Genomic DNA, 22,819 nt, shown 5'->3' on the forward strand with positions numbered 1-22,819 from the left:
ATTTAGCGCGTGAATAAAGACAGCATCTCGCAGGAACAGTCGCCTGAAGGTGAGGGGGCCAACCCCGTAGAGGGGATCGCCTCCCCGCAAGGCGAAGGGGCAACCAAGAAAAAAGACATGCCATGGCTGCTGGAAACCCTTCTGGTCGTGGCAACGGTCCTTGTTATCGTGGGCCTTTTCCAGAACTTTATCGGACGGCAGTATGTGATCCCTTCCGGCTCGATGGAGCCGACACTGCATGGCTGCGAGGGCTGTACGAATGACCGTATCTTTACGGAAAAGATCTCCTATTACGGCGATGGAGAGCCAGAACCAGGCGATGTTGTCGTCTTCAAAGGCACCGAGGACTGGAATTCCAGCTATGTCTCGCCGCGCTCGTCCAACCCGGTAATCCACGGGGTGCAGGATGCGTTGAGCTTTGTATCCTTGGCGCCGCCCGATGAAAATACCCTGGTTAAGCGCGTGATTGCCACCGGTGGGCAGACAGTGTCTTGCCAGGAGGGTGATTCTGCAATCATGGTTGATGGCAAGCCCATCGAGCAAGACTACGTGCAAGACCCGCCAACGTACCCGGTAGATAAGTCGACAGGCTCGGAAGCTTGTGGAGGCCCGTACTTTGGTCCCGTGGAAGTACCGGAGGGCAATATCTGGGTCATGGGTGATAATCGCACGGCCTCGGCAGATTCTCGCTATCACATGACCGATAAATTCCACGGCACAGTACCGGTGGAAAATGTCCGCGGCAAGGTGAAGTTCGTCTTCTGGCCGTTTACCCGCATCGGTGGCATCGATGACCCGGACATCCAGGAATAAACCTTCTTCCCAACGCCTGCGCACCCGGGATTTTTTCTTCCCCGTGGTGGCAGGTTTTGTCCTGCTGGTGCTCTTACAAGCATTGGTGGGACGGATGTATGTCATTCCTTCTGCGTCGATGGAACCTACCCTGCATGGTTGTCCCGGCTGCGAAAACGATCGCATCGCAGTGCAGAAGGTCAGCTATTACTTCACAGACCCACAACCTGGGGAGGTGGTTGTCTTCGAAGGGCCGGAGTCGTGGAATAACGAGTTTCAGGTCACACGCTCGCGCAATATTATTGTGCGAGGTGCGCAGAATGCTTTGGCGGCAGTTGGGCTTTTGCCCAACGGGGAAAATATCCTCGTCAAGCGGGTAATTGCTACCGGCGGACAAACGGTGAGCTGTGAGGCTGGTGATCCTTCGGTGATGGTGGATGGTCAGCCGATTGATCAATCATTCGTGCTTGATCCACCGGAGATTCCCGTAGACCCCGGTGTTGGCTCCCAGGAGTGTGGCGGCGAGTACTTCGGCCCCGTCACCGTCCCGGAGGGGCATCTCTGGGTAATGGGAGATAATCGCACCAACTCCCTCGATTCGCGTGCGCACTTGGGCGATAACCTACAAGGCACCGTGCCAGTGGACAATATTCGCGGCCGAGTTGAGGCTGTCATCTTGCCTCTGTCGCGGTGGGGTGGGGTGGAACACCCAGAGATTTCGCATGCGGCGGCTTAAGCAACGACGCACCTATGAGCTGGCGTTGAGCAAGGCTGGGCTCGGGCCGGTGGCTGGAGTGGATGAAGCCGGGCGCGGCGCGTGTTGCGGGCCAATCACCATCGCGGCCTGCATTATGCCTAATCGCCCGATCAAGGAGCTGGCGGAGCTTAGCGATTCCAAAAAACTGACTCCCCGGCAGCGCGAGCGGCTCTTTCCATTCATTAAGGACAAGGCTGTGGACTGGTCTGTGGTGCACATTAGCGCGGGGGACATCGATAAGCGCGGCATCCAGCACGCTAATATTTCCGGTATGCGCAGGGCGGTAGCACGCCTGGATGTCCGCCCAGGCTATGTGCTTAGCGACGCCCTCTTTATCCCCGGCCTTACCCAACCCCAGCTGCCCATCATCGGCGGCGATGCAGCCGCGCGGTGTATCGCCGCGGCAAGTGTCTTGGCAAAAGTGAGTCGCGACCACCTGATGCGCGACCTTGATGCGCGCTATCCCGGCTATGAATTGGCCAAGCACAAAGGCTATGGGACTAAGGCACACGAGGCTGCAATTTCGGCGCTTGGAGCGTGCCCGGAACACCGGATGAGCTATGACAATGTCCGCCGCGCTCATGCGGAGTTCGCCGCGCGTGCCTAGCTAGAATCTAGCCTCCTGCGCGCTAAGCTTAAGCGAGCTAACCCACAACCTGGAGGTCCATCGTGAGTGCAGAGGAACTCGATAACTACGAGGCTGAGGTAGAGCTGTCCCTCTACCGCGAGTACCGAGACGTTGTCAGTCAGTTTTCCTATGTCGTTGAAACTGAGCGGCGCTTTTACCTGGCTAATGCGGTAGAGCTCATTCCGCATACCTCTGGACCTGATGTGTACTACGAGGTGCGCATGTCCGATGCTTGGGTATGGGATATGTACCGCTCCGCCCGCTTTGTGCGCTATGTTCGCGTCATTACCTACAAGGACGTCAATATCGAAGAGCTGGATAAGCCTGAATTCATGATGCCGGAGTAATTTTGTCAACTCGGCACTACAAGCGTTGTGCCCTGGCTGTGGATAACAGTGCCTCGAAGCATAGTTATCCACAGCCTGGGCACTTTCCGTTTTGTACACCTTGTGCACCCCATGCTAGCTGCGGTGTTCTGTGCAGGCCGAAGAATTTCACGACGCACAAGGATAAACTGCAATGCAATTTAGTTCAGAACACCACCTAGCCACTAAGAAGCCTCGCCATAAGCAAGTCTTAGGGAAAAGGGGAGAAGCCTTCGCCGCGCGCTACCTCCGTGAACGCGGGGCCGAAATTATTGCCGCTAATGTCTCTTATAGGGTAGGAGAAATTGACCTCATCGCGCGCGAGGCGGACGGAACCATCGTCTTTGTTGAGGTTAAAACGCGCGCCACTCCCAGCTTCGGGGTAGCAGAAGCCGTAACCCCGCAGAAGCTAGCGCGCCTTCGCAAGGCTGCAGCGCAGTGGCTCGATGGAAAGCCACTGTCTTCGGTGCGATTCGACGTTATAACGTTGTTGGAGCGCGGGCAGGGATTTGCGTTAGAACACTTCAAGGGGGTTGAAGATGGCTCTAGGTAATTGCTTGACGATGTCCCTCAACGGAGTTCTAGCACAGTTAGTCGATGTAGAAGCGAACGTTGGCCACGGCCTGCCAGGGATACATGTTGTGGGTCAGACGGATACCGCGATCTCTGAATCGCGGGATAGGATCAAGACTGCAGCCTTTAACTCCCACCTTCCTTGGCCCAAGACCAAAGTGGTCGTCTCGATGTCTCCAGCGTCGCTTCCCAAATCCGGTTCCCACTTTGACTTACCCATAGCGCTCGCGATCTTGGCTGCACAGGCAGAAAGTGACTTTCCGCGCTTTGGCAACTCGCCTTCGCCCGCGAGGCGGCTGCAGCGCACCTTGGTTTTGGGAGAACTCGGCCTCGACGGATCCGTTCGGCCCGTCGCAGGTATTATTCCGGCCCTTCTAGCCGCAAGAGAGCAGGGAATATCAACTCTTATCGTGCCGCCGGGTAACGCAGCCGAGGCAACCTTGGTGCCGGATTTAGACGTACTCGTTGCGGCTTCTTTGAAGGAAGCGTTCAGCTGGGCGTGTGGAAACCGTGGGTTACCGCAGGCGGCGAGTTTTCCTGGATCGCCCGACCCCGCGCGCGCAGCTGCAGCACGCCCGGATTTTTGCGATATCGCGGGCCAAGCTAATGCAAAATGGGCCGCCGAGGTTGCTGCGGCCGGCGGGCACCACCTTATGATGATCGGTCCTCCAGGGGCGGGAAAGTCCATGATTGCTTCCCGCCTGCCCACCATCCTGCCTACACTTACCCCGGATCAGCAGGTAGAGACCACCGCGATTCATTCGCTTACCGGAACGCCAGGTGAGGTCATTGAGCATGCTCCGTTTATCGCCCCGCATGCCTCGGTTACTCGGGCCGCGCTACTAGGCGGCGGCTCCGGGCATCCGCGCCCAGGAGCGGTAAGTCTGGCCCACAATGGTGTGCTCTTCCTCGACGAGGTCAGCGAGGTTGCCGCACCGGTACTCGATGGCCTGCGTGCCCCGTTGGAAGAAGGACAAGTACGGCTAGCGCGCTCGCGCCGAGAAGTTATCTATCCCGCTCGCTTCCAACTGGTCATGGCAGCAAACCCGTGTAGGTGCTCGGCAGAAGATCCTTCGCAGTGCAGGTGTAACCCGCACGAGCGCATGAATTATCTGTCCAACCTCTCCGGTCCGCTCCGGGACCGTCTAGATATGGTGGTCACCTTAAGTGGGCAGGCGGCGACGATCAACGCGGAGGGCGAAGAAGACTCCGCAGTCATTGCCGAGCGAGTTGCCGCTGCCCGCGAGCGTGCCGCTGCGCGGTGGTGGGCGGATGGCATTTCCGCGCGGACCAATGGCGAGGTCCCTTCGTCCTACTTGCGCCGAAAGCGACCGGCTGCAGATGCTGCAATGGTCATGTTGTCCGCCTACCTGGCGGAAGGCGAAATTTCCCAGCGCGGGGTGGACCGTGTGCTCAGGCTTTCGTGGACCTTAGCTGATTTAGCAGGAAAGATGCAGCCGGACTTGGATGAGGTGGGACGCGCACTCGACCTGCGTGGCTCCATCAACGTGGGAAGGCTCGCGGCATGAGCGAATTAGATCTCTCCACCCCTTATGTCACCTGGGTATACCTCAACCGCGTGGTAGAAGGCCCTTCCGCTGCCTTGCAGGCCCTGCTTACGCAGTATCCGGCCGAGGAAATCGCCCATGGAATCTACCATCGTGCCGAATGGATAGGACCGCTGCTTGCGCGCACGGCCTCCCGTTATGATTGGCTGCGTCAAGCGGAGGATATGGCAGCAGCAGAACGCGTTGGGGCTCGGCTCATCACGGCAGAAAGCCCAGAATGGCCAACGGAGGAGTTTGATTCCGCATTCGGCTTTTATCAAAACAGCGGGGAAGCCCCAGCTACCTTTGATGACCAAGCACTGCCGCCGCACAGCCTCTGGGTGCGTGGCGCCCCTGTGAAACAGGAGGTTGCTCAGGCTGTAGCGATTGTTGGCACTCGCGCCATTTCTCGCTATGGCTGGCAGGCAACCCAAAACGTAGTGTCCGGATTGGTTCAACACGAATGGACTCCTATATCTGGCGGCGCCCTAGGCGTTGATACCGTGGCGCATGAAACTGCTTTGCACAACAACGGGCACACGGTAGCTATAGCAGCGTGCGGCATCGATAGGGACTATCCGGCTCGCAATGCCAACCTATTTGCCAAGATCGCGGATAACGGGTGCGTTATTTCTGAATTCGCACCGGAAACCGCACCGAAGCGACACCGGTTCCTAACGCGCAATCGTTTAGTAGCAGCACTCAGTCACGGCACCGTAGTTATGGAGGCGGCTTTTCGATCCGGCGCACTTAATACTCTCAACTGGGCAGAAGCGCTAGGACGCGTGGCCATGGCTGTACCGGGGCCGATAACCACTAGCGGCTCGCTGGGCTGTCACCAGCGCATTCAGGAAGGCCGTGCACAGTTGGTCACCAGCGCCGATGAAATTCGCGCCTTAGTCAGCCGCACCGGGGAAGTAGATCCAGGTGCACAATATGAAATCAATTTTGCGGCAACAATGACACAACGTCTCTCCCGCAATGAGTTGCGAGTCTTTGATGCAACACCGCCGCCAGGCCAAGAAAAAGCTACGGCAGAGGACATTGCCCGCGACGCGGGATTTCGTCTGCCGTTGACAGTTCACCTTTTATTGGCGTTAGAGAAGATGTGTGTCGTTGTCCGCCACGGCAATACCTGGGCGCGCAGGGAAACGGAATAGATAACCCCAGCGAAAGGCGAGTACACTGCTGTGATATGAGTGAAGATGGAGTTTCCGCGAAAGCGCCGGATATTCAAGGGCAGATGGCTGAGGCTATCGAGGATTTCGTGGATTTCCAACTGCACGTGAAAGGCCGTGCGGAGGCAACGGTACGTGGGTATCGCTCAGATCTGCGCGACCTTGCTCGCAGCGTTCCTACCTTTGCGGAATTTAACCTCAACAACCTGCGCCAATGGCTGGCAGAGGCCGTGGCGGAAGGAAAGTCGCGCTCCACCTTGGCGCGGCGCACCGCAGCGGTCAAAGGATTTTCCACTTGGGCAGTGCGCGAAGGGCACCTCGAGCGAGATGTAGCCGCACGGCTGGTCACGCCCAAGGTGGGCCGTCACCTACCGACGGTTCTATCCCCCGAGCAGGCCGGTGAGCTCATGGGCAATGCGGTTTCTGCAGACGAAGCTCACTTCCTGCGCGATAGTGCCATCTTGGAGTTGCTGTATGCCTCCGGGATGCGCGTGGCGGAGCTGGTGCGCCTAGACCTGAGCGATATTGATTTTCATCGCGGCACCTTGCACGTAACCGGTAAGGGAGATAAGCAGCGCGTGGTGCCTTTTGGTCATGCGGCGGACGACGCCTTGCGGCAGTGGATAGAAAAGGGCCGTGGACAACTCGCTGAGGAAGGAACTAAAGCCGTATTCGTAGGCAGCAGGGGAGGGCGCATTGACCAGCGCCAGGTGCGGCGCATTGTGGATAGGGCCGCCAAAGTTAGCGGTGCACAAGGGCTTACCCCGCACGGAGTGCGGCACTCGGCTGCCACCCACCTCCTAGAAGGCGGGGCAGATTTGCGGGTTGTGCAAGAACTATTGGGGCATTCCTCGCTTAATACCACGCAGATCTATACCCACGTATCTGCGCAAAGATTGCAACGCGTATATAACCAGGCGCATCCTCGAGCTTAAAGTGGCTTGAGGCGTATCACTGGCATATCCAGCAAGGTTAAAGGATCGATATAGGTATCTTTTGCAATGAGGGCGCCCCAGTGCAGGCCGGGATAGCCATCGACGGGATTGCCCAAGCGGCCAATGACTTGTCCTTCGCGAACTTCTTGGCCTTGTTTTACGGTGCCGTGTACGGGCTGATAAGTCGTCCTTACCCCGTCTGCATGGGTGATGGAAACGACCGGTTTTCCTGCCACCGTGCCGACAAACGCGACAACGCCATCTTCAGCGGCTACCACCGGAGAACCCACGGCAAGGGCCATGTCTACACCGCGGTGGCCGGGACTCCACTTTTGTTCGGGAGCTTCAAACCCGCGCAAAACCCGCGCCGGGTTTGGCTTACCCGAGGCAGGATCAACGTAGGCCGTGGCCGGCGGGCAGCACAGTAGTAGGAGGGAAGAAACGACGAGGAAGGCAGTGGTGGTGAAGGTGGGGCGTCGGAAAGCGGGCTTTGAAAAAGACACAGAAAAATGGCTCATGGGAAAAGCATTAACCAGAGGTGAGCTGTCAGAAAACCCTTGCCTGTGGGGCTGTGGATTACGAGTAGCGGATGGTCCAATTGGGGTGAATGTGGCGCATGATGCTTAGCAGCTTCGACCCTAGTGTGAATAAGTTGTATTCGGTTTGGAAAAACCAGCGTAGAGGGATTATTCTTTGAGGCAGCAGTGTGTCCACCGTGTGGAGGCATTGACTACGCGCGGCGAAGTTGTCGCTTCCTGCTGGAAGGAAGAGACAGCCTAGCGGCTGACGTGGTCCTTGGAAACAAGGTGTCAGCGGGGCCTTCGTTGCTAGGGTGCGGAATAAAACACCGCACAATTGGAAAACCGAAAGACAAGATAAAAGAAAGCGAGCGAATCATGGCAGTTGTAACCATGCGCGAGCTCCTCGACGCTGGTGTGCACTTTGGCCACCAGACCCGTCGCTGGAATCCGAAGATGCGTCGTTTCATCTTCACTGACCGTAACGGCATCTACATCATCGACCTGCAGCAGACGCTGACCTACATTGACGAGGCTTATGAGTTCGTCAAGGAAACCGTTGCACACGGCGGCACCATCCTGTTCGTTGGTACCAAGAAGCAGGCTCAGGAAGCAGTTGCTGAGGAAGCAACCCGCGTCGGTATGCCTTACGTAAACCACCGCTGGTTGGGCGGCATGCTCACCAACTTCCAGACCGTGTCCAAGCGTCTGAAGCGCATGAAGGAGCTTCAGGCAATGGACGAGCGTGAGGACGGCTACAAGGGCCGCACCAAGAAGGAAGTTCTCATGCTCAACCGTGAGCGCGCCAAGCTCGAGCGCGTTCTGGGCGGCATCTCCGATATGGCTAAGACCCCGTCTGCTCTGTGGATTGTTGATACCAACAAGGAGCACATCGCGGTCAAGGAAGCTCACAAGCTGAACATCCCAGTTGTTGCCATCTTGGACACCAACTGCGACCCGGACGACGTTGACTTCCCGATTCCGGGCAACGACGACGCTATCCGTTCCACCAAGCTGCTTTCTGGCATCGTTGCTTCCGCTGTAGAGGAAGGCAAGAAGGCTCGTGAGGAGCGTCAGCTGGCTGCAGCCAAGGAAGCTGCCGGCGACTCTGCTGAAAAGGAAAAGCGTGACGCTGAGGCGGCTGCCGCAGCTTCCGATCCGGCTTCCGCAGAAAATTCTGAGGAAGCATCCGCAGACAAGGCCGAGAAGTAATCGTACTTTCTTGGTAGGAACCTTCCTTACCTGCGTTTAACTGAATACCCCACGCACTTTTGGTGTGGGGCAGCAAGGGAGTAATACCTGCCCAAGGCTGTTTACCAACCCCCGCCACCGTGCTCAAACGGCGGCGGGGGTTGGTTTTATCTATGCTGGGTGCTGCTGAAGCCAGCTCCACCTTCATGCATAGGTGAGAAAAGGGGTGGTTTCTGCCACCCTAAAGCGGCGCGATTTCACCGCGTCGACTACGCTGTTTGAACGAACACTGTTTGATTTTCAAGGAGGATCGCCCCAACTATGGCGAACTACACTGCTGCAGACGTCAAGGCACTGCGCGAAGCTACCGGCTCCGGCATGCTCGATTGCAAGAAGGCTCTGGAAGAGTCCAACGGCGACTACGATAAGGCCGTTGAGTACCTGCGCATCAAGGGCGCTAAGAACGTCTCCAAGCGCGCTGACCGCGAGGCAACCGAAGGCCTGATTGCTGTTTCTGGCAACACTATGGTCGAGATCAACTGTGAGACCGACTTCGTTGCTAAGAACGAGGCTTTCAAGACCTTCGCAGCCAAGATTGCTGACGCTGCCGCTGAGGCCAAGGCAAACTCCGCAGACGAACTCAACAACATTGAGATCGACGGCAAGAAGGTTTCCGAGGTAGTGGACGAGGAGTCCGCTAAGACCGGTGAGAAGCTGCAGGCACGCCGTGCAGTTACCGTAGAGGGTGACAACATTGCTGTTTACCTGCACCAGCGTTCCGCTGATCTGCCGCCGGCAGTGGGCGTTCTGGTTTCCTACGAGGGCAACGAGGAAGGCGCTCACGCTGCCGCCCTGCAGATTGCTGCAATGAACGCTGAGTACCTCACCCGCGAAGACGTTCCTGCAGAGATCGTCGAAAAGGAGCGCGAGATCGCTGAGGCCACTACTCGTGAGGAGGGCAAGCCGGAGGCAGCCCTGCCGAAGATCGTGGAAGGCCGCCTGAACGGCTTCTTCAAGTCCATCGTTCTGCTGGAGCAGGCTTCCTTGTCTGATAACAAGAAGACCGTAAAGCAGGTTGCGGAAGAGGCTGGCACCACCATCACTGGCTTCGTTCGCTACGAGGTTGGCGCTTAAGCACGCTCTCGCTTTTAAAACCTAGCCCACAAAGGACCGTCCTTTGTGGGCTTTGTTGTGCGCTAATGGGGTGACCGGCGCGAGGTTCTCTCTTCTCTAGGTGCCTTTTTGATGCCTAGCTTAAACCCACCGGGCTGCATCGGCAGGTGGTGTGAGGATGCGAAAGATATATGGGTAAGATGGGGCGGAGATTGAAACTGCCCCGCGTTAAGGAGACGAAGTAGGCGTGACTGCTGCAGATATTAAGCGAACCGGATATAAGCGAGTAATGCTGAAGCTGGGCGGTGAGATGTTCGGCGGCGGTAAGGTCGGTATCGATCCGGATGTGGTTGAAAACGTTGCCCGCCAAATCGCCGAGGTCTCCCGCCAAGGAATCGAGATTGCAGTGGTGATTGGCGGCGGAAACTTCTTCCGCGGCGCGGAGCTATCCCAGCGCGGTATGGACCGGGCACGCTCGGATTACATGGGCATGCTCGGCACGGTAATGAATTCCCTCGCACTGCAGGATTTCCTCAAGCAGCAAGGTGTTGATTGCCGCGTACAGACCTCCATCAACATGGCGCAGATTGCTGAGCCGTACCTGCCGCTGCGTGCTGACCGCCATTTGGAAAAGGGCCGCGTAGTTATCTTCGGCGCTGGCATGGGTATGCCGTACTTCTCCACGGATACCACCGCCGCGCAGCGCGCCTTGGAAATTGGCGCCGAGGTTCTCTTCCTAGCCAAGGCAGTCGACGGAGTCTATTCGGATGACCCGCGCACCAATCCGGATGCGGAGTTGTACTCCGAAATTACCCCGCGTGAGGTCATTGAAAAAGGCCTAAAGGTGGCAGATGCAACGGCCTTTAGCCTGTGCATGGACAATGATATGCCGATTTTGGTCTTTAACCTGCTGGAGGAGGGCAATATTGCCCGCGCAGCTGGCGGTGAAGTTATCGGCACGCTGGTGCAGTCCTAATACTGTAGCGGCTGCGAACCTGCTACCTTTTTATACAGCCACCCCTATTCGTTTAAGGATGATTTAGCCTCATGATCGATGAGATTCAGCTCGAAGCAGAAGAGCACATGACCGCTTCCGTCGAGCACACCCGCGAGCAGCTGGTGACCATTCGTACCGGCCGCGCGAACCCCGCCATGTTCAACGGCTTGGTAGCCGAATACTACGGTGTTCCCACCCCGATTACCCAAATGGCTACCATCTCCGTACCAGAGCCGCGCATGCTGCTCATCAAGCCTTATGAGCAGTCCATGATCCATGAGATTGAAAATTCCATCCGCAACTCGGATTTGGGCGTCAATCCCACCAACGATGGTCAGGTTCTTCGCGTGACTGTCCCGCAGTTGACGGAGGAACGCCGTAAAGAAATGGTGAAGCTGGCTAAGAGCAAGGGTGAGGATGGCAAGATCGCTATCCGTAATATTCGCCGCAAGGCCATGGAGCAGTTGAAGAAGCTGCAAAAGGACGGCGATGCCGGCGAGGACGAAGTCATCGCAGCAGAAAAGGAAATGGAAAAGATTACCTCCGGCTACATCGAGCAGGTAGACAGCTTGGTAGAGAATAAGGAAAACGAGCTGATGGAGGTCTAGGACCTCCGCTTTGTTGCCGCCGTGCCTGTCTCCCCGGCCGGCGGCGCTTTTTCTGTTCCAAGGCCCGCCGCTCCCACAACGGGGCAGAGCCGGCGGAACTGAGCAAGTTAGCCGGGGAATCACACAAGACAGCGAAAGGAGCCGGTCACGGTGAGTGACGCCATAAACCGCCGATTGCCACAGCCAAAGAATGGTGCAGGCCGCGACTTGCCGGCCGCTATCGGTGTTGGCGTGGGGCTCGGCGCTCTTGTGGTGCTTGCCGTGTGGGCTGGTCCGCTGGCTTGGTATGCGGTCGTAGCGCTTGCAGTAGGCGTTGCCATGTGGGAGGTCCTCAGCCGCCTGCGGGAGCATTCCTACTATGTTCCGCGTACGCTGCTTATCATTCTGGGCCAAGCCATGGTGTGGATCTCATGGCCCCTGGGGGCGCCGGGCTTGGTAGCAGTCTATGTCACCGCGGTGCTGGCACTTATGTTTGGCCGCCTTTTCCATAACGGTCGTCATCGTCCGCCTATCAACTACTTGCGCGATATGTCCGTCGGTATTTTTGTGCTGACGTGGATTCCGCTTTTTGCCACCTTCGCAGCCATGTTGTCGCTGGTGTCGATTCCATTTTCCAGTGGGGCTGCCTCCATCGTCGTCTTTATGCTGTGCGTTGTGGCTTCCGATACCGGCGGATATGTTGCGGGCGTGATGTTTGGTTCGCACCCCATGGCACCTGCGGTGAGCCCTAAAAAATCGTGGGAGGGGTTTTGTGGGTCCATCATCTTCGGCGTGGTGACCGGTGCGCTCACGGTGAAATTTCTGCTCCATCACGATGCCTGGGTGGGTGGCCTGATGGGGCTCGGTCTAGTTATCTGTGCCACCTTGGGAGACTTGGTGGAATCCCAATTTAAGCGCGAGCTGGGTATTAAAGACATGTCGGCATTATTGCCCGGCCACGGCGGCCTCATGGACCGTTTGGATGGCATGCTACCTTCTGCCATGGTCACCTGGGTAGCGATTAGCTTCCTGTCTACGTTTACACCATAGGAACATCAGACAAACAAAAGCCGCCTCTCCCGTATAAACTGCCCGAAAAAGACGGCAGAACAGGGGAGAGGCGGCTTTTATATAGATTTATACCTGCTGCGCTTGCTTGCGTAGCTGGCGACGCAACTCAAACATGCGCCAGCCACCGACTAGCGCCATGATGAGTGCGCCGCCGATAGCAAAAATGAGGAAAGCAATTCCGGCGGGGAACTCGCCAGACCAGCCCAGGAAGTTCATAGGAACCTCGTGCTGGTTTTGCATGATGAACACAATGAGGACAATCAGCAGCAGGAATCCTACGATAAGCGCCATCCACGTGCTGGCCGCGAAAGATCCCTTCGCCTTGCCAGAGGGCTGGGTGGAGTGAGAAGTAGAGTCAGAAACGGCTGGTTCTAGGTCAGAACTAGTCTCCGGTTCAGAAGCGTTCAGCTCCGCCGAGGAGAGGTCTGCGTCGGAAGAAGAAAAATCATCTGCAGGATAATTTGGATTTGTCATGTATCCATTATTTCTTTAATCCTGTCGATTATGCCACTTGGCGCGGCCTTCAATTGGAAAATCCCACGCAGACCGTGGAATGATGGGCAATATTATGGCTCAACCAGTGAAACTTAACTTTTCCGCCCCACGCCGCGGACTTCCCCCGAAACATTTCGCGGACCTGACCGAAGACGAGCGCATTGACAAGCTCGCAGAAATTGGCCTGCCTAAATTCCGTGCGAAGCAGCTGGCTAAGCACTATTACGAGCACTACACCGACAATGTCGAGGATATGACCGATATCCCCGCCGGCAAGCGCGAAGCAGTCAAGGAAGCCTTCTTCCCTGAGCTGATGAAACCCATCCGGACCACCTCCACGGACGACGGCGAGACCACTAAGTCCCTGTGGCGGTTGCACGACGGCACGCTACTGGAATCAGTGCTGATGCGCTACCCAGGTCGCGCTACTTTGTGTATTTCTTCCCAGGCAGGGTGCGGCATGGCCTGCCCGTTCTGCGCTACTGGCCAGGGCGGCCTTGATCGTAACTTGTCCACGGGCGAGATTGTCGAGCAATTCCGCCACGCTGCGTCCGCCATGGCTGCAGAAGGTGGGCGTTTGTCCAACGTTGTCTTTATGGGCATGGGTGAGCCGCTGGCCAACTATAAGCGCGTGGTCCAGGCCGTACGTCAGATTACTGGCCAGGATGGTACGGGTTTTGGCCTTTCCCAGCGCAACGTGACCGTCTCCACCGTGGGCTTGGCTCCGGCAATTCGCAAGCTTGCGGACGAAGACTTGGCCTGCACTCTGGCCGTTTCCTTGCACACTCCGGACGATGAGCTGCGTGACGGTCTAGTGCCGGTCAACAACCGGTGGTCTGTTGATGAGGTGCTGGATGCCGCGCGCTACTATGCGGATAAGTCCGCCCGCCGCGTGTCCATTGAGTACGCCCTGATTCGCGATAAGAATGACCAGGATTTCCGCGCCGATATGCTGGGGCGCAAGCTGCACCAGAAGTTGGGCTCCAAGGTCCACGTTAATGTTATTCCGCTGAACCCCACGCCGGGCTCAGAGTGGGATGCGGCCCCGCAAGACCGCCAGGACGAGTTCGTGCGTCGCGTGCAAGCCCAAGGCGTTCCCTGCACGGTGCGCGATACAAAGGGCGATGAGATTGCGGCGGCTTGTGGTCAGCTTGCAGCGGATGAGCGGGAAGATAAGTCAGCCTAACTGATAAGATTGGCGGACATGATTGTTCCGAATTATCCGCCACTTGCAGATGATCCGACCACGCAGGCCTTTGCCGTGCGCGGTCTGAACAAAATTTTCGCTGGACGCCCCGTGGTGTCGAATTTGAGCCTCGACATCCCGCGGGGCTCTATTTATGGCATCGTTGGCCCCAATGGCGCGGGCAAAACCACCATGTTGACCATGGCGTGTGGCCTCCTGCGCCCAAATAGCGGCGAGGCCTTTATCGCCGGGCACAATACCTGGCAGGAGCCACTGCCAGCCAAGGCGGCCATGGGCCTGCTTGTCGACGGCGCTCCGGTCTTCGACCGTTTATCGGGCCCAGAGTACTTGTTCTATCTCGGCGCATTGCGCCGCATGAATCAAGCCGAAGTCGAGCACCGCAGCGCACAGCTTTTGGATGCCTTGCAGCTTGCCGACGCCGCCGATAAACCCATCGCGGACTACTCCGCCGGCATGACTAAAAAGATACTTCTGGCGGGCGCGCTCCTGCATAACCCAGAGGTCGTGATACTAGATGAGCCCCTAGAGGCAGTGGATCCCGTTTCGGGGCAGCTTATTCAAGAGATCCTGCGCGCCTATGTCGCCCGCGGAGGCACAGTAATCCTGTCTTCACATGTTATGCAATTAGTGGAAGGCTTATGCGATCACGTAGCCATCATCGCCGGTGGCCAGGTGCTCTCCGCCGGCCACGTGGAAGATGTGCGCCAAGGCGGCAGCCTGACGGATGCCTTCATTCACTTCGCCGGCGGAAGTGAATTTGATGCGGACTCTTTCGAGTGGTTGCGCAGCGAAGGCAGCACAACGCAGCGCGGGGAAGGGGAGTTGTAGACGCAATGACTTCGACGCTTCTCAAGCTGCACCGCACACTATGGGTGCGAAGCCTTAAAGCGAATGCTGCAGCGGTTATGATCCCGATCTGCCTTTTGCTCTATGGACTCATCGGGCTAGCATCGCTCGCCGCTCTTGCTGCGGCAGATATTTCCACCGGAACTGGGAACGTGCAAGCCTTAACCGTGGCCCCTGGTCTTGGCACGCTGGCTTTCATCGTTATCACCCTCATCATGCCCAGCGGAGAGAACCAGCTATCTGCCCGCGAGCTTTCCGCGTTTCCGCTGCGGCTGAAAGACATCACACCGGCACTCGCTATCGCCTCGGTGCTTAATCTGCGTGCCCCGGTCTCAGTCTTGCTGTCCATTGCTTATGCGGTGGCCGGAAGCGTGATCCTGGCGGCAAACGGGAAGGCATTGTTCATCTTGCCTTTCTGTCTAGGAATGCTTTTCGCCCTTGTACTGACGCTGGTGCTGGTGGATCTTGCGGTTCATGTCGGGGCAACTGTCGCGGAGCTTAGTTCCACGAAGCTTAAGGCCTTGGGCTCGGTGGCGGTGTTCGTGCTTATCTTCGGCTCGACTAAACTTTCTTCCCTCGCGGGCTCTGACTTCCCTTTGGGAACGGTAGGTGAAGGATTAGCGTGGACGCCTGTTGGAGCACCGGTGGGTTGGGCGCTTGCGCTTGCTCAGGGCGAAATGGTGGAAGCCTGCGCACAATTTCTCATCGCCGTAGTAACGCTGGGCGTAGCTGTGTGGGCGTGGCATCAATTGCTGCGGCGGCAATTCGAGCACCGTACGGTTTCCCCGTCGGCACGCAATCACCGTGAGAAGTCCAAGGGGATAAGCCGCTTTTCCCTTGGTTCCTTTTCCTATAGCAGCCCTGCTGCCATGGAATTTACGCGCTCGCTGCGCTATATTTTCCGTGACTCCCGCCTTATTGGCAGCATTATCATGCAGCCAATTCTGGCAGTCGTCTTGATTATCCAGGGCTTTGCTACTGACTCCGATTTATCTTCAGTAGGTTTGTTATTCCTCGGGCTGATAGGCGGAATCGTCGCCACCAATGATTTTGGTTATGACGGTCCAAGCCTGTGGGTAAAGATGGCCGCCCCAGTTCGTCCGCGCACGCTGCTCTACGCGCGGCACTGGGCGCACGTGGTGCTTTCAGCCATAATTGTTGTGCTCACGGCGATGCTGCTTTTTGCGCTAAGTGCGGATAAAGCTCTCACTGCCTGTTTGGTGGTTGCTGCCCTGGGAATCTTCATTTCTTCCGCCGGATTGTCATTGCTGCTCACCACCTTTAATCCCTTTGCCACCGCGCGGCCTGGCGGGAATATGTGGGCGGATAAATCCGGCTACTCGGCTAGCGCCTTCTTAAGCGCTATTTTGAGTTTGTTTATTGGCTGGACGCCCATCATCCCAGGCGTCATCCCAATGGCTATCGGCTACGGCTCGAACATGGTGCTGGTCGCGCTGGGGTTTGTACTCGTCATAGCCGTGCCTGTTGCGTGTTATGTCCTCGCACTGCGGGTCAGTGGCAAGCGCGTCGATAACACCCTGCCCGAGATCTACGCCAAGGTGGGCCACTGGGTGTCTTAAAACTCGGGCGCTTCTTAGCAAGTATCGCCCACACCGCGCTCTTGCTAAGGGTGGGTGTGGGCAGGGCGGCACCCAGCAGAGTGAGCGCTGAGTAAGGGGAGAGGCGTCGGCAAGCGGAGGCAAAAAGAAACCGCCGACCTTCGCGGGGAAGGGCGGCGGTAGCTAAAGTGTGCTGAAAGCTTAGAGCGCGTGCTTGCTGGAGGAAACCGGGGTGGCGTTGTTAGTGCCTGGCTCAACGCGCAGGTGAGAAACGCGGGAAGGCTCGATATTCAGCGCGCGCAGCTGGGAATCGCTCAGCTCGGCGTACACACCGGTGTTGGTCTTTTGGTCGTAGACCCAGTCTGGCTCCTGGTGGCCCACCGGCTGGTTGCGGGCGGTCACGGTGCGCACCTGGTGCAGCTTAGGCTGGAAAGCATGAATGAGCAGGCCGATTACCAGCAGGACAGTCAGTACGACGAGCCAGACAGTCTCAACGTGGCCCTTGTGATTACCAAAGTGGTAGGCGATCAAGAAGAGAACGGAAATCCAACCGGCGATCTGCACGCCCGAGCGGCTGATGCGGGACCAACCGAATCCTGCGGATGGGACGTCCTCAGTAGAAACACCGTCATATACCTGCGGTACCGGCTTGTGGGAAGACACTTGCTCTCCTTCGCTTCTGCGTATGCCCGTCTGCGCGATGGGCGTGCGGGCACACCAATGCCATTTGTCTGCTACACATTCTAAATCATCGCGCCTTAGATGGCGATTAAACACCCCCGCCGCAGTACTGGTTACCTGCCATGCCCACCCCGTGGTGATGGGCGCTAGGGTGGAAGGGTGACTACACAGCGAATACTCATTCTTGGTTCCACCGGTTCAATCGGCACGCAGGCTCTGGAAGTTATTGCGGATAATCCCGATAAATTCGAGGTAGTGGGAATCGCGGCGGGCGGCTCCAACCCGCAGCTCATCATTGAACAGGCTCGTCGCCTCAACCTTTCGTTTGACCACGTTGCAGTGGCTAAAGAGGATGCTGCTGCCGAGGTTTCCGCTGCCTTAGGCGGTTCGGTATTAAGTGGCGCCGATGCTGCAGAGAACCTAGTGCGTTCGACTCCGGCCGATACTGTGCTCAATGCTCTAGTGGGATCCCTCGGCCTTAAAGCCACTCTAGCGACGCTGGAGATGGGGGAGTACTTGGCCTTGGCCAATAAGGAATCCCTCGTCGCCGGTGGCACGCTCGTCACCCAGGCCGCGCGCCCTGGTCAAATCATTCCCGTCGATTCGGAACATTCCGCCATGGCGCAGTGTCTGCGCGCCGGCGAGGAAGGGGAGCTGGATAAGCTTGTTCTTACCGCCTCAGGCGGTCCCTTCCGTGGTTGGTCGCGCGAAGAGATGTGGGACGTGACCCCAGAGCAGGCGGCGCAGCACCCGACCTGGTCTATGGGCCAGATGAATACCCTCAATTCAGCAACGCTCATGAATAAAGGTCTGGAGCTCATTGAGGCGACGCTGCTCTTTGACATCGACCCTGAGCGTATCGATGTCACCGTGCATCCACAGTCCATTATTCACTCTATGGCTACTTTCAAAGATGGCTGCACCATCGCCCAAGTTTCGCCGCCGTCGATGAAGCTGCCGATTTCGCTGGCGCTGAATTGGCCGCACCGCGTGCCGGGTGCGCAGCCTTCCTTAGATTTTGCGCAGGCGCATGAGTGGCGCTTTGAGCCGCTTGACGATGCCGCCTTTCCCGCCGTCGATCTCGCCCGGCGCGCCGCGGCCGAGGGAACGGGGGTCATTTATAACGCGGCCAATGAGGAAGCGGCGGCCGCATTTTTATCCAGGCGTATCCATTTTCCAGAAATCGTGGACGTAGTGGGCAAGGTCCTTGATTCCGCTTCTGAGTTTGCTGGTGTAGTCTCTAGCCTCGATGAAATCCTCGCAGTAGAAGGCGAGGCGCGCAGGCGCGCGAACGCGCTGATTGATTCGCTGGCTGACTAGAAAGCTTTTCACACCATGGCAAATTTGCTGGGCATTGTGTTTTTCGCCCTTGGCATCGGGCTTACCGTAGCGCTGCATGAAGCAGGCCATATGCTTAGCGCGCGTGCCTTTGGTATGCGCGTGCGCCGCTACTTTATCGGCTTTGGTCCGCGCGTATTTTCCTTCCGGAAGGGGCACACGGAATACGGGCTGGCGGCCTTCCCTGTGGGCGGCTTTTGCGATATCGCCGGAATGACTGCCCAGGATGAATTCCTCACCGAGGACGAAGAACCCCACGCCATGTATAAAAAGCCATGGTGGCAGCGCATCATTGTGATGGCAGGCGGTATTGTCGTCAACCTGATTTTGGGCTTTGTCATTCTCTATTTTGTCGCGATGTCGGCTGGCCTGCCCAACCCGGATGCCGATGTGCGCCCCCGCGTAGGCGAGGTGACCTGCTCGGCCAATCAGAAGCCGAACCAAGAGCTGGAAAAGTGTACGGGTCCAGGCCCCGCCGGAAAGGCCGGTGTGCGGGAGGGCGATATCATCGTCGCCTTCGAGGGCCAGAAGATAGACTCTTTTACCCAGCTGCGCGATGAGGTAATGCAGCGTCCTGGTGACACCATCACGCTGACAGTTGAGCGCGATGGAAAAGATAAAGACATCCCAGTCCACCTGGATACCGTTAAGCGGCTCAATAAGGACGGAGAACTTATAGATGCCGGCTCTATCGGGTTGAGCAATCAGCTTATCGACGTCGTCGAAAAGCACGGCCCTGTTGACGCGCTACCAGCAACGTGGCGGTTTAGTACCTACTCGTTGGAAGCAACGGTAGATGGCCTCAAGCAATTTCCTGGCAAGGTGCCGGGCGTGGTGGCCTCCATCTTTGGCCACGAACGCGAAGCTGACGGCCCGATGTCCGTTGTCGGCGCTTCCCGTGTGGGCGGCGAATTGGCGGAGCGTTCCCTGTGGTCGATGTTCTTTATGATGCTGGCAACGCTGAACTTCTTCCTCGCTCTATTTAACCTAGTTCCGTTGCCGCCTTTCGACGGCGGGCATATCGCCGTCATCATCTATGAAAAGCTGCGCGATGGTATCCGCAAGCTCGCGGGCAAGCCGGCCTTGGGCCCGGCCGATTACACCAAGTTGATGCCGGTGACCTATGTGATGGCCGCACTGCTGATGGGCGTCGGCGTCATCGTTATCGTCGCCGATGTAGTTAACCCTATCCGGCTATTTGGTTAGCAGCCGTGTCCCCACAGCGCGCACTTCAGGCATAAAGCAAGCAGTGCTAGAGTGGGGGCGTTAATCACCCACCTTATAAATTTCTGTGCTTCAACAAGGAGAATTCATGTCGACCCCCATCGGTCTAGGAATCCCAGACGGCCCGCCACCAGTACTGCACCCGCGCCGTAAGACTCGGCAGTTGCAGGTGGGCCCGGTCGGTGTCGGCTCTGACTCACCAATTTCGGTGCAGTCGATGACCAATACGAAGACGCACGACATCAATGGCACACTGCAGCAGATTGCGCAGCTGACCGCTTCCGGCTGCGATATCGTGCGTGTGGCTTGTCCTAAGCCCATCGATGCGGAAGCACTTCCGGCCATTGCTAAGAAGTCGCCCATCCCGGTGATTGCGGATATCCACTTCCAGCCTAAGTACATCTTCCAAGCCATCGATGCCGGCTGTGCCGCCATCCGTGTTAACCCGGGCAATATCCGCGAGTTCGACGGTCGCGTGAAGGAAGTTGCAAAGGCTGCAGGCGATGCCGGCATTCCTATCCGCATCGGCGTTAATGGTGGTTCTTTGGATAAGCGCCTGCTGGAAAAGTACGGCAAAGCCACCCCGGAGGCACTCGTCGAGTCCGCCATTTGGGAAGCTGGCCTGTTTGAGGAGCACGGCTACGGCGATATCGCTATTTCCGTCAAGCACTCCGACCCTGTCCTGATGGTGGAGGCGTACCGCCAGCTGGCGGAAAAGACTGACTATCCGTTGCACTTGGGTGTGACCGAGGCAGGCCCGAAGTTCATGGGAACCATCAAGTCCTCGGTTGCCTTCGGCGCGCTACTGGCAGAGGGCATTGGCGATACCATTCGCGTGTCCTTGTCCGCGCCGCCAGTAGAGGAGATCAAGGTAGGCGACCAGATCTTGCAGTCGCTCAATTTGCGCCCGCGCAAGTTGGAGATCGTGTCCTGCCCTTCCTGCGGCCGCGCTCAGGTGGACGTCTACAAGCTGGCAGAGGAAGTTACCGCTGGCTTGGAGGGCATGGAGTTCCCGCTGCGCGTTGCCGTTATGGGTTGCGTTGTCAACGGTCCGGGCGAGGCACGCGATGCTGACCTCGGCGTTGCTTCCGGCAATGGTAAGGGCCAGATCTTTGTCAAGGGCGAGGTCGTTCGCACCGTGCCGGAAGACAAGATTGTAGAAACCCTCATTGAAGAAGCCATGCGCATTGCCGATGAGCAGGGCATGGAGGCCGTGGAAGGCGCTAAGGCTGAGGTTCGCGTAACCCAGTAATCCACCCACATTAAGTAGACTGCCCCGCACTTCGGTGTGGGGCAGTCTTTTTTAACTCTTGCGCTGCTAGAGTGCCAAGACATGAAGAAGTTGGTCGCGCTGGTTGCAACTATCACGCTCGCTTCCACCAGCGTGGTTGCTTGTACCCCGAAGCCGGTATCTGCAGAACCGGTGGCGGAGGAATTCCTCGAAGGGATGGAATCTCGCAATAACGACGGTTTGGCCGCGCTTACCGATTCCCCCTCTGACGCCACCGCCGCCCTGGACGCCACCTACTCCGGCCTGCAGGCCGAGGGGCTCGATATTGAGCTAGAAGGTGTCGATCAAGACGAGAACCTCGCTACGGCGAACTACAAGGTCACCTGGGATCTGCCCAAGGAACGCACCTTGAGCTATGACACGCAGATGACGCTTACTAAGACCGAGGATGAGTGGACGGTGCGCTGGAAGCCGAGCCTTATCCACCCAGACTTGGGCGCAAACCAGCACTTGGAACTGCGCGCATTGGAGGCAAAGCGTGCCAGCGTGGTCTCTTCCAATGGAGTGGAATTGATGAGCCCAGGGCTGAACTACCGGCTGGTGGTAGATACCAGTTCCTTGGAGGATGTGCGCCCTACCGCGGCAAAGATTAGCGGTGCGTTGGCAGCTGCCCATCGTCAGGATGATTCAATTGCAGAGATTGATGCCAAGGATTTGGCCAAGAAATTGGAGGATGCGGATGGTTCTTTCTCCGTAACTATGTTCACAGAAGACCAAGCCAAGGCTGTGCGTCCCAAGGTGGAAGGCATGGACGGTGTACGCCTCAACGAGGAGCCAGCCTTGGTTACCCGCGACCGCGGTCTTGCGCCCGATCTCATGTCGCGCGTGCGTTCTGCGGTCCAAGACGAGGTCGATGGTCAAACTGGCTGGTCCATTTCCGTGGTCAATGAAAATGGTGCGGCACTCTCGGACGTCGAAAAGCATGATCCCAATGCTGCGCCATCGATCAAGGTTGGTCTCGATTACGATGTGCAGCGCGCCGCGCAAGAAGCGGTAAACGAGCGTGCCGATTCGCAGGCAATGCTCGTAGCCATCCGACCTTCCAATGGCGATATTTTGGCCGTAGCGCAAACCGAGAAGGCTGATGAGGACGGCGACGTCGCCCTCCAAGGCCAGTACCCACCCGGTTCTGTTTTCAAAATTCTCACCGCCGCGGCTGGCGTGGACAAACAGGGCCTAAATACCGATACCATCGTTCCGTGCCCGGGCACTATGGATATCTATGGCCGCGTAGTGACCAACTACAATTCCTTTTCTTTGGGCAGTGTTCCGCTTAGCCAAGCCTTCGCGCAGTCCTGTAACACCACCTTTGCGGATATCTCCACCAAGCTCAAGCCTGGTGAGTTGAAGGATATGGGCAAGAAGTTTGGCTTCGGCGTTGAGTACGACATCCCCGGGTTGACGACCATCACTGGCTCTATTCCAGACGGAAAGGAGCCATTGGAACGCACTGAATCCGGATATGGTCAGGGCTACGACTTGGCAAGTCCTTTTGGCATGGCCCTTGTTTCTGCCACGGTTGCCAACGGCAAAACGCCCACACCGACGCTTATCGAGGGGCACAAGACCAAAGCATCCGATAAACCGCAGCAGATTCCCAAGCCCGTGCTGGACAATGTCCGTGCCATGATGCGCCAAGTGGTCACCAGCGGTACCGCGCGCAGCATGGCTGCTGGCGGCACCATTTATGGCAAGACCGGTGAGGCGGAAATCAATGAAGGCTCGCACGCCTGGTTTACCGGCTACCGGGAAGAAGATGATATTGCCTTTGCCACCCTCGTGGTTTTGGGTGGCGGCTCCGATGCCTCGGTCAATATCACCAGCAATTTCTTGCAGAAGGTCGATGCCTACCGCTCCGGTCCGCACGAAGGTGCAGCGCCGCCGGCCGAGGGATAGTCGCCGCGCTGCGTCTGCAACCCCGCCGCA

The 22,819-nt window shown here is 57.5% G+C and carries 23 protein-coding genes; 20 read left to right on the top strand and 3 right to left on the bottom strand.

Annotated features, from left to right (window positions below; translation table 11 throughout):
- Positions 1–9 precede the first annotated feature (9 nt).
- The 8 genes from lepB (WMP96_RS01180) to WMP96_RS01215 all read left to right on the top strand — a co-directional run bounded on the left by lepB (WMP96_RS01180) (position 10) and on the right by WMP96_RS01215 (position 6,775).
- Positions 10–813, top strand: coding sequence for a signal peptidase I (lepB, locus tag WMP96_RS01180; RefSeq protein ID WP_284798386.1), 804 nt, complete (start codon positions 10–12; stop codon positions 811–813).
- Positions 791–1,528: a signal peptidase I gene (gene lepB, locus WMP96_RS01185; RefSeq protein ID WP_200288918.1), complete on the top strand. Its 738-nt coding sequence runs from the start codon at positions 791–793 to the stop codon at positions 1,526–1,528. Before lepB (WMP96_RS01180) ends, lepB (WMP96_RS01185) begins: the two co-directional genes overlap by 23 nt.
- Positions 1,515–2,156, top strand: a complete 642-nt coding sequence (locus WMP96_RS01190; RefSeq protein WP_301715642.1) for a ribonuclease HII — start codon at positions 1,515–1,517, stop codon at positions 2,154–2,156. The genes lepB (WMP96_RS01185) and WMP96_RS01190 overlap by 14 nt, the downstream gene beginning before the upstream one ends.
- A 62-nt stretch (positions 2,157–2,218) precedes the next feature.
- Complete coding sequence (locus WMP96_RS01195; protein ID WP_005325239.1) at positions 2,219–2,524, top strand: DUF2469 domain-containing protein; 306 nt, start codon at positions 2,219–2,221, stop codon at positions 2,522–2,524.
- A gap of 172 nt (positions 2,525–2,696) precedes the next feature.
- On the top strand, positions 2,697–3,095 hold the full coding sequence (locus WMP96_RS01200; RefSeq protein WP_086587468.1) for a YraN family protein: 399 nt from the start codon (positions 2,697–2,699) through the stop codon (positions 3,093–3,095).
- Entirely contained in the window at positions 3,082–4,644 is a 1,563-nt protein-coding gene (locus WMP96_RS01205; protein WP_301715643.1) for a YifB family Mg chelatase-like AAA ATPase, read from the top strand. Before WMP96_RS01200 ends, WMP96_RS01205 begins: the two co-directional genes overlap by 14 nt.
- Entirely contained in the window at positions 4,641–5,822 is a 1,182-nt protein-coding gene (gene dprA, locus WMP96_RS01210; protein ID WP_340431913.1) for a DNA-processing protein DprA, read from the top strand. Before WMP96_RS01205 ends, dprA begins: the two co-directional genes overlap by 4 nt.
- A gap of 35 nt (positions 5,823–5,857) precedes the next feature.
- Entirely contained in the window at positions 5,858–6,775 is a 918-nt protein-coding gene (locus WMP96_RS01215; RefSeq protein WP_023021298.1) for a tyrosine recombinase XerC, read from the top strand.
- Here WMP96_RS01215 and WMP96_RS01220 read toward each other — a convergent pair.
- Positions 6,772–7,293, bottom strand: a complete 522-nt coding sequence (locus tag WMP96_RS01220; protein WP_023021299.1) for a M23 family metallopeptidase — start codon at positions 7,291–7,293, stop codon at positions 6,772–6,774. The genes WMP96_RS01215 and WMP96_RS01220 overlap by 4 nt on opposite strands.
- Before the next feature lie 378 nt (positions 7,294–7,671).
- Here WMP96_RS01220 and rpsB point away from each other — a divergent pair, with 378 nt between their 5' ends.
- From rpsB to WMP96_RS01245, 5 genes are all read left to right on the top strand, one after another.
- Positions 7,672–8,505 carry a 30S ribosomal protein S2 gene (gene rpsB, locus WMP96_RS01225; RefSeq protein WP_301715645.1) on the top strand — a complete coding sequence of 278 codons (834 nt, stop codon included), beginning with the start codon at positions 7,672–7,674 and terminating at the stop codon, positions 8,503–8,505.
- A 300-nt stretch (positions 8,506–8,805) separates the two neighbouring features.
- Positions 8,806–9,618 (top strand): translation elongation factor Ts, encoded by an 813-nt coding sequence (tsf, locus tag WMP96_RS01230; protein WP_023021300.1) that lies wholly within the window; start codon positions 8,806–8,808, stop codon positions 9,616–9,618.
- 268 nt (positions 9,619–9,886) lie between these two features.
- Complete coding sequence (pyrH, locus tag WMP96_RS01235; RefSeq protein WP_023027755.1) at positions 9,887–10,573, top strand: UMP kinase; 687 nt, start codon at positions 9,887–9,889, stop codon at positions 10,571–10,573.
- 71 nt (positions 10,574–10,644) lie between these two features.
- Positions 10,645–11,202, top strand: coding sequence for a ribosome recycling factor (gene frr, locus WMP96_RS01240; RefSeq protein WP_023021301.1), 558 nt, complete (start codon positions 10,645–10,647; stop codon positions 11,200–11,202).
- A 150-nt stretch (positions 11,203–11,352) separates the two neighbouring features.
- The gene (locus tag WMP96_RS01245) at positions 11,353–12,231 is read left to right on the top strand and encodes a phosphatidate cytidylyltransferase (protein WP_340431916.1); all 879 of its coding nucleotides are present in this window, start codon (positions 11,353–11,355) and stop codon (positions 12,229–12,231) included.
- An 87-nt stretch (positions 12,232–12,318) separates the two neighbouring features.
- Here the strand turns inward: WMP96_RS01245 and WMP96_RS01250 are convergent, their stop codons facing one another.
- Positions 12,319–12,726, bottom strand: coding sequence for a LapA family protein (locus tag WMP96_RS01250; protein WP_200288924.1), 408 nt, complete (start codon positions 12,724–12,726; stop codon positions 12,319–12,321).
- Between the two features lie 82 nt (positions 12,727–12,808).
- Between WMP96_RS01250 and rlmN the strand changes: the two genes are divergently transcribed.
- Genes rlmN through WMP96_RS01265 form a run of 3 tightly spaced genes read left to right on the top strand, consistent with a single transcriptional unit; the run spans position 12,809 to position 16,380 of the window.
- Positions 12,809–13,933 (top strand): 23S rRNA (adenine(2503)-C(2))-methyltransferase RlmN, encoded by a 1,125-nt coding sequence (gene rlmN / locus WMP96_RS01255; protein WP_198010463.1) that lies wholly within the window; start codon positions 12,809–12,811, stop codon positions 13,931–13,933.
- Positions 13,934–13,951: 18 nt separating this feature from the next.
- Complete coding sequence (locus WMP96_RS01260) at positions 13,952–14,782, top strand: ABC transporter ATP-binding protein (protein ID WP_023021305.1); 831 nt, start codon at positions 13,952–13,954, stop codon at positions 14,780–14,782.
- Positions 14,783–14,787: 5 nt separating this feature from the next.
- Positions 14,788–16,380 (top strand): hypothetical protein, encoded by a 1,593-nt coding sequence (locus tag WMP96_RS01265; RefSeq protein ID WP_340431919.1) that lies wholly within the window; start codon positions 14,788–14,790, stop codon positions 16,378–16,380.
- A 180-nt stretch (positions 16,381–16,560) separates the two neighbouring features.
- Here the strand turns inward: WMP96_RS01265 and WMP96_RS01270 are convergent, their stop codons facing one another.
- Positions 16,561–17,022, bottom strand: coding sequence for a DUF2631 domain-containing protein (locus WMP96_RS01270; protein WP_023021307.1), 462 nt, complete (start codon positions 17,020–17,022; stop codon positions 16,561–16,563).
- Between the two features lie 177 nt (positions 17,023–17,199).
- Here WMP96_RS01270 and dxr point away from each other — a divergent pair, with 177 nt between their 5' ends.
- The 4 genes from dxr to WMP96_RS01290 all read left to right on the top strand — a co-directional run bounded on the left by dxr (position 17,200) and on the right by WMP96_RS01290 (position 22,789).
- Positions 17,200–18,360, top strand: a complete 1,161-nt coding sequence (gene dxr / locus WMP96_RS01275) for a 1-deoxy-D-xylulose-5-phosphate reductoisomerase (RefSeq protein ID WP_200288927.1) — start codon at positions 17,200–17,202, stop codon at positions 18,358–18,360.
- A 15-nt stretch (positions 18,361–18,375) separates the two neighbouring features.
- Positions 18,376–19,584, top strand: coding sequence for a M50 family metallopeptidase (locus tag WMP96_RS01280; protein WP_340431921.1), 1,209 nt, complete (start codon positions 18,376–18,378; stop codon positions 19,582–19,584).
- A gap of 106 nt (positions 19,585–19,690) precedes the next feature.
- The gene (ispG, locus tag WMP96_RS01285; RefSeq protein ID WP_023021310.1) at positions 19,691–20,854 is read left to right on the top strand and encodes a flavodoxin-dependent (E)-4-hydroxy-3-methylbut-2-enyl-diphosphate synthase; all 1,164 of its coding nucleotides are present in this window, start codon (positions 19,691–19,693) and stop codon (positions 20,852–20,854) included.
- Between the two features lie 81 nt (positions 20,855–20,935).
- Positions 20,936–22,789 carry a penicillin-binding transpeptidase domain-containing protein gene (locus tag WMP96_RS01290; protein ID WP_023021311.1) on the top strand — a complete coding sequence of 618 codons (1,854 nt, stop codon included), beginning with the start codon at positions 20,936–20,938 and terminating at the stop codon, positions 22,787–22,789.
- Positions 22,790–22,819 lie beyond the last annotated feature (30 nt).

The sequence above is a fragment of the Corynebacterium sp. KPL4035 genome (assembly GCF_037908325.1).
GTDB lineage: Bacteria > Actinomycetota > Actinomycetes > Mycobacteriales > Mycobacteriaceae > Corynebacterium > Corynebacterium kefirresidentii.

Excerpts from the sequence above, each read along its gene's own strand:
- WMP96_RS01250 (WP_200288924.1), bottom strand. The coding sequence starts at position 12,726 with ATGACAAATCCAAATTATCCTGCAGATGATTTTTCTTCTTCCGACGCA.
- WMP96_RS01260 (WP_023021305.1), top strand. The coding sequence starts at position 13,952 with ATGATTGTTCCGAATTATCCGCCACTTGCAGATGATCCGACCACGCAG.
- dprA (WP_340431913.1), top strand. The coding sequence starts at position 4,641 with ATGAGCGAATTAGATCTCTCCACCCCTTATGTCACCTGGGTATACCTC.
- WMP96_RS01280 (WP_340431921.1), top strand. The coding sequence starts at position 18,376 with ATGGCAAATTTGCTGGGCATTGTGTTTTTCGCCCTTGGCATCGGGCTT.
- WMP96_RS01290 (WP_023021311.1), top strand. The coding sequence starts at position 20,936 with ATGAAGAAGTTGGTCGCGCTGGTTGCAACTATCACGCTCGCTTCCACC.
- rpsB (WP_301715645.1), top strand. The coding sequence starts at position 7,672 with ATGGCAGTTGTAACCATGCGCGAGCTCCTCGACGCTGGTGTGCACTTT.
- ispG (WP_023021310.1), top strand. The coding sequence starts at position 19,691 with ATGTCGACCCCCATCGGTCTAGGAATCCCAGACGGCCCGCCACCAGTA.
- pyrH (WP_023027755.1), top strand. The coding sequence starts at position 9,887 with ATGCTGAAGCTGGGCGGTGAGATGTTCGGCGGCGGTAAGGTCGGTATC.
- frr (WP_023021301.1), top strand. The coding sequence starts at position 10,645 with ATGATCGATGAGATTCAGCTCGAAGCAGAAGAGCACATGACCGCTTCC.
- WMP96_RS01190 (WP_301715642.1), top strand. The coding sequence starts at position 1,515 with ATGCGGCGGCTTAAGCAACGACGCACCTATGAGCTGGCGTTGAGCAAG.
- rlmN (WP_198010463.1), top strand. The coding sequence starts at position 12,809 with ATGGGCAATATTATGGCTCAACCAGTGAAACTTAACTTTTCCGCCCCA.
- WMP96_RS01215 (WP_023021298.1), top strand. The coding sequence starts at position 5,858 with ATGAGTGAAGATGGAGTTTCCGCGAAAGCGCCGGATATTCAAGGGCAG.
- WMP96_RS01200 (WP_086587468.1), top strand. The coding sequence starts at position 2,697 with ATGCAATTTAGTTCAGAACACCACCTAGCCACTAAGAAGCCTCGCCAT.
- WMP96_RS01220 (WP_023021299.1), bottom strand. The coding sequence starts at position 7,293 with ATGAGCCATTTTTCTGTGTCTTTTTCAAAGCCCGCTTTCCGACGCCCC.
- tsf (WP_023021300.1), top strand. The coding sequence starts at position 8,806 with ATGGCGAACTACACTGCTGCAGACGTCAAGGCACTGCGCGAAGCTACC.
- WMP96_RS01265 (WP_340431919.1), top strand. The coding sequence starts at position 14,788 with ATGACTTCGACGCTTCTCAAGCTGCACCGCACACTATGGGTGCGAAGC.
- lepB (WP_200288918.1), top strand. The coding sequence starts at position 791 with ATGACCCGGACATCCAGGAATAAACCTTCTTCCCAACGCCTGCGCACC.
- WMP96_RS01205 (WP_301715643.1), top strand. The coding sequence starts at position 3,082 with ATGGCTCTAGGTAATTGCTTGACGATGTCCCTCAACGGAGTTCTAGCA.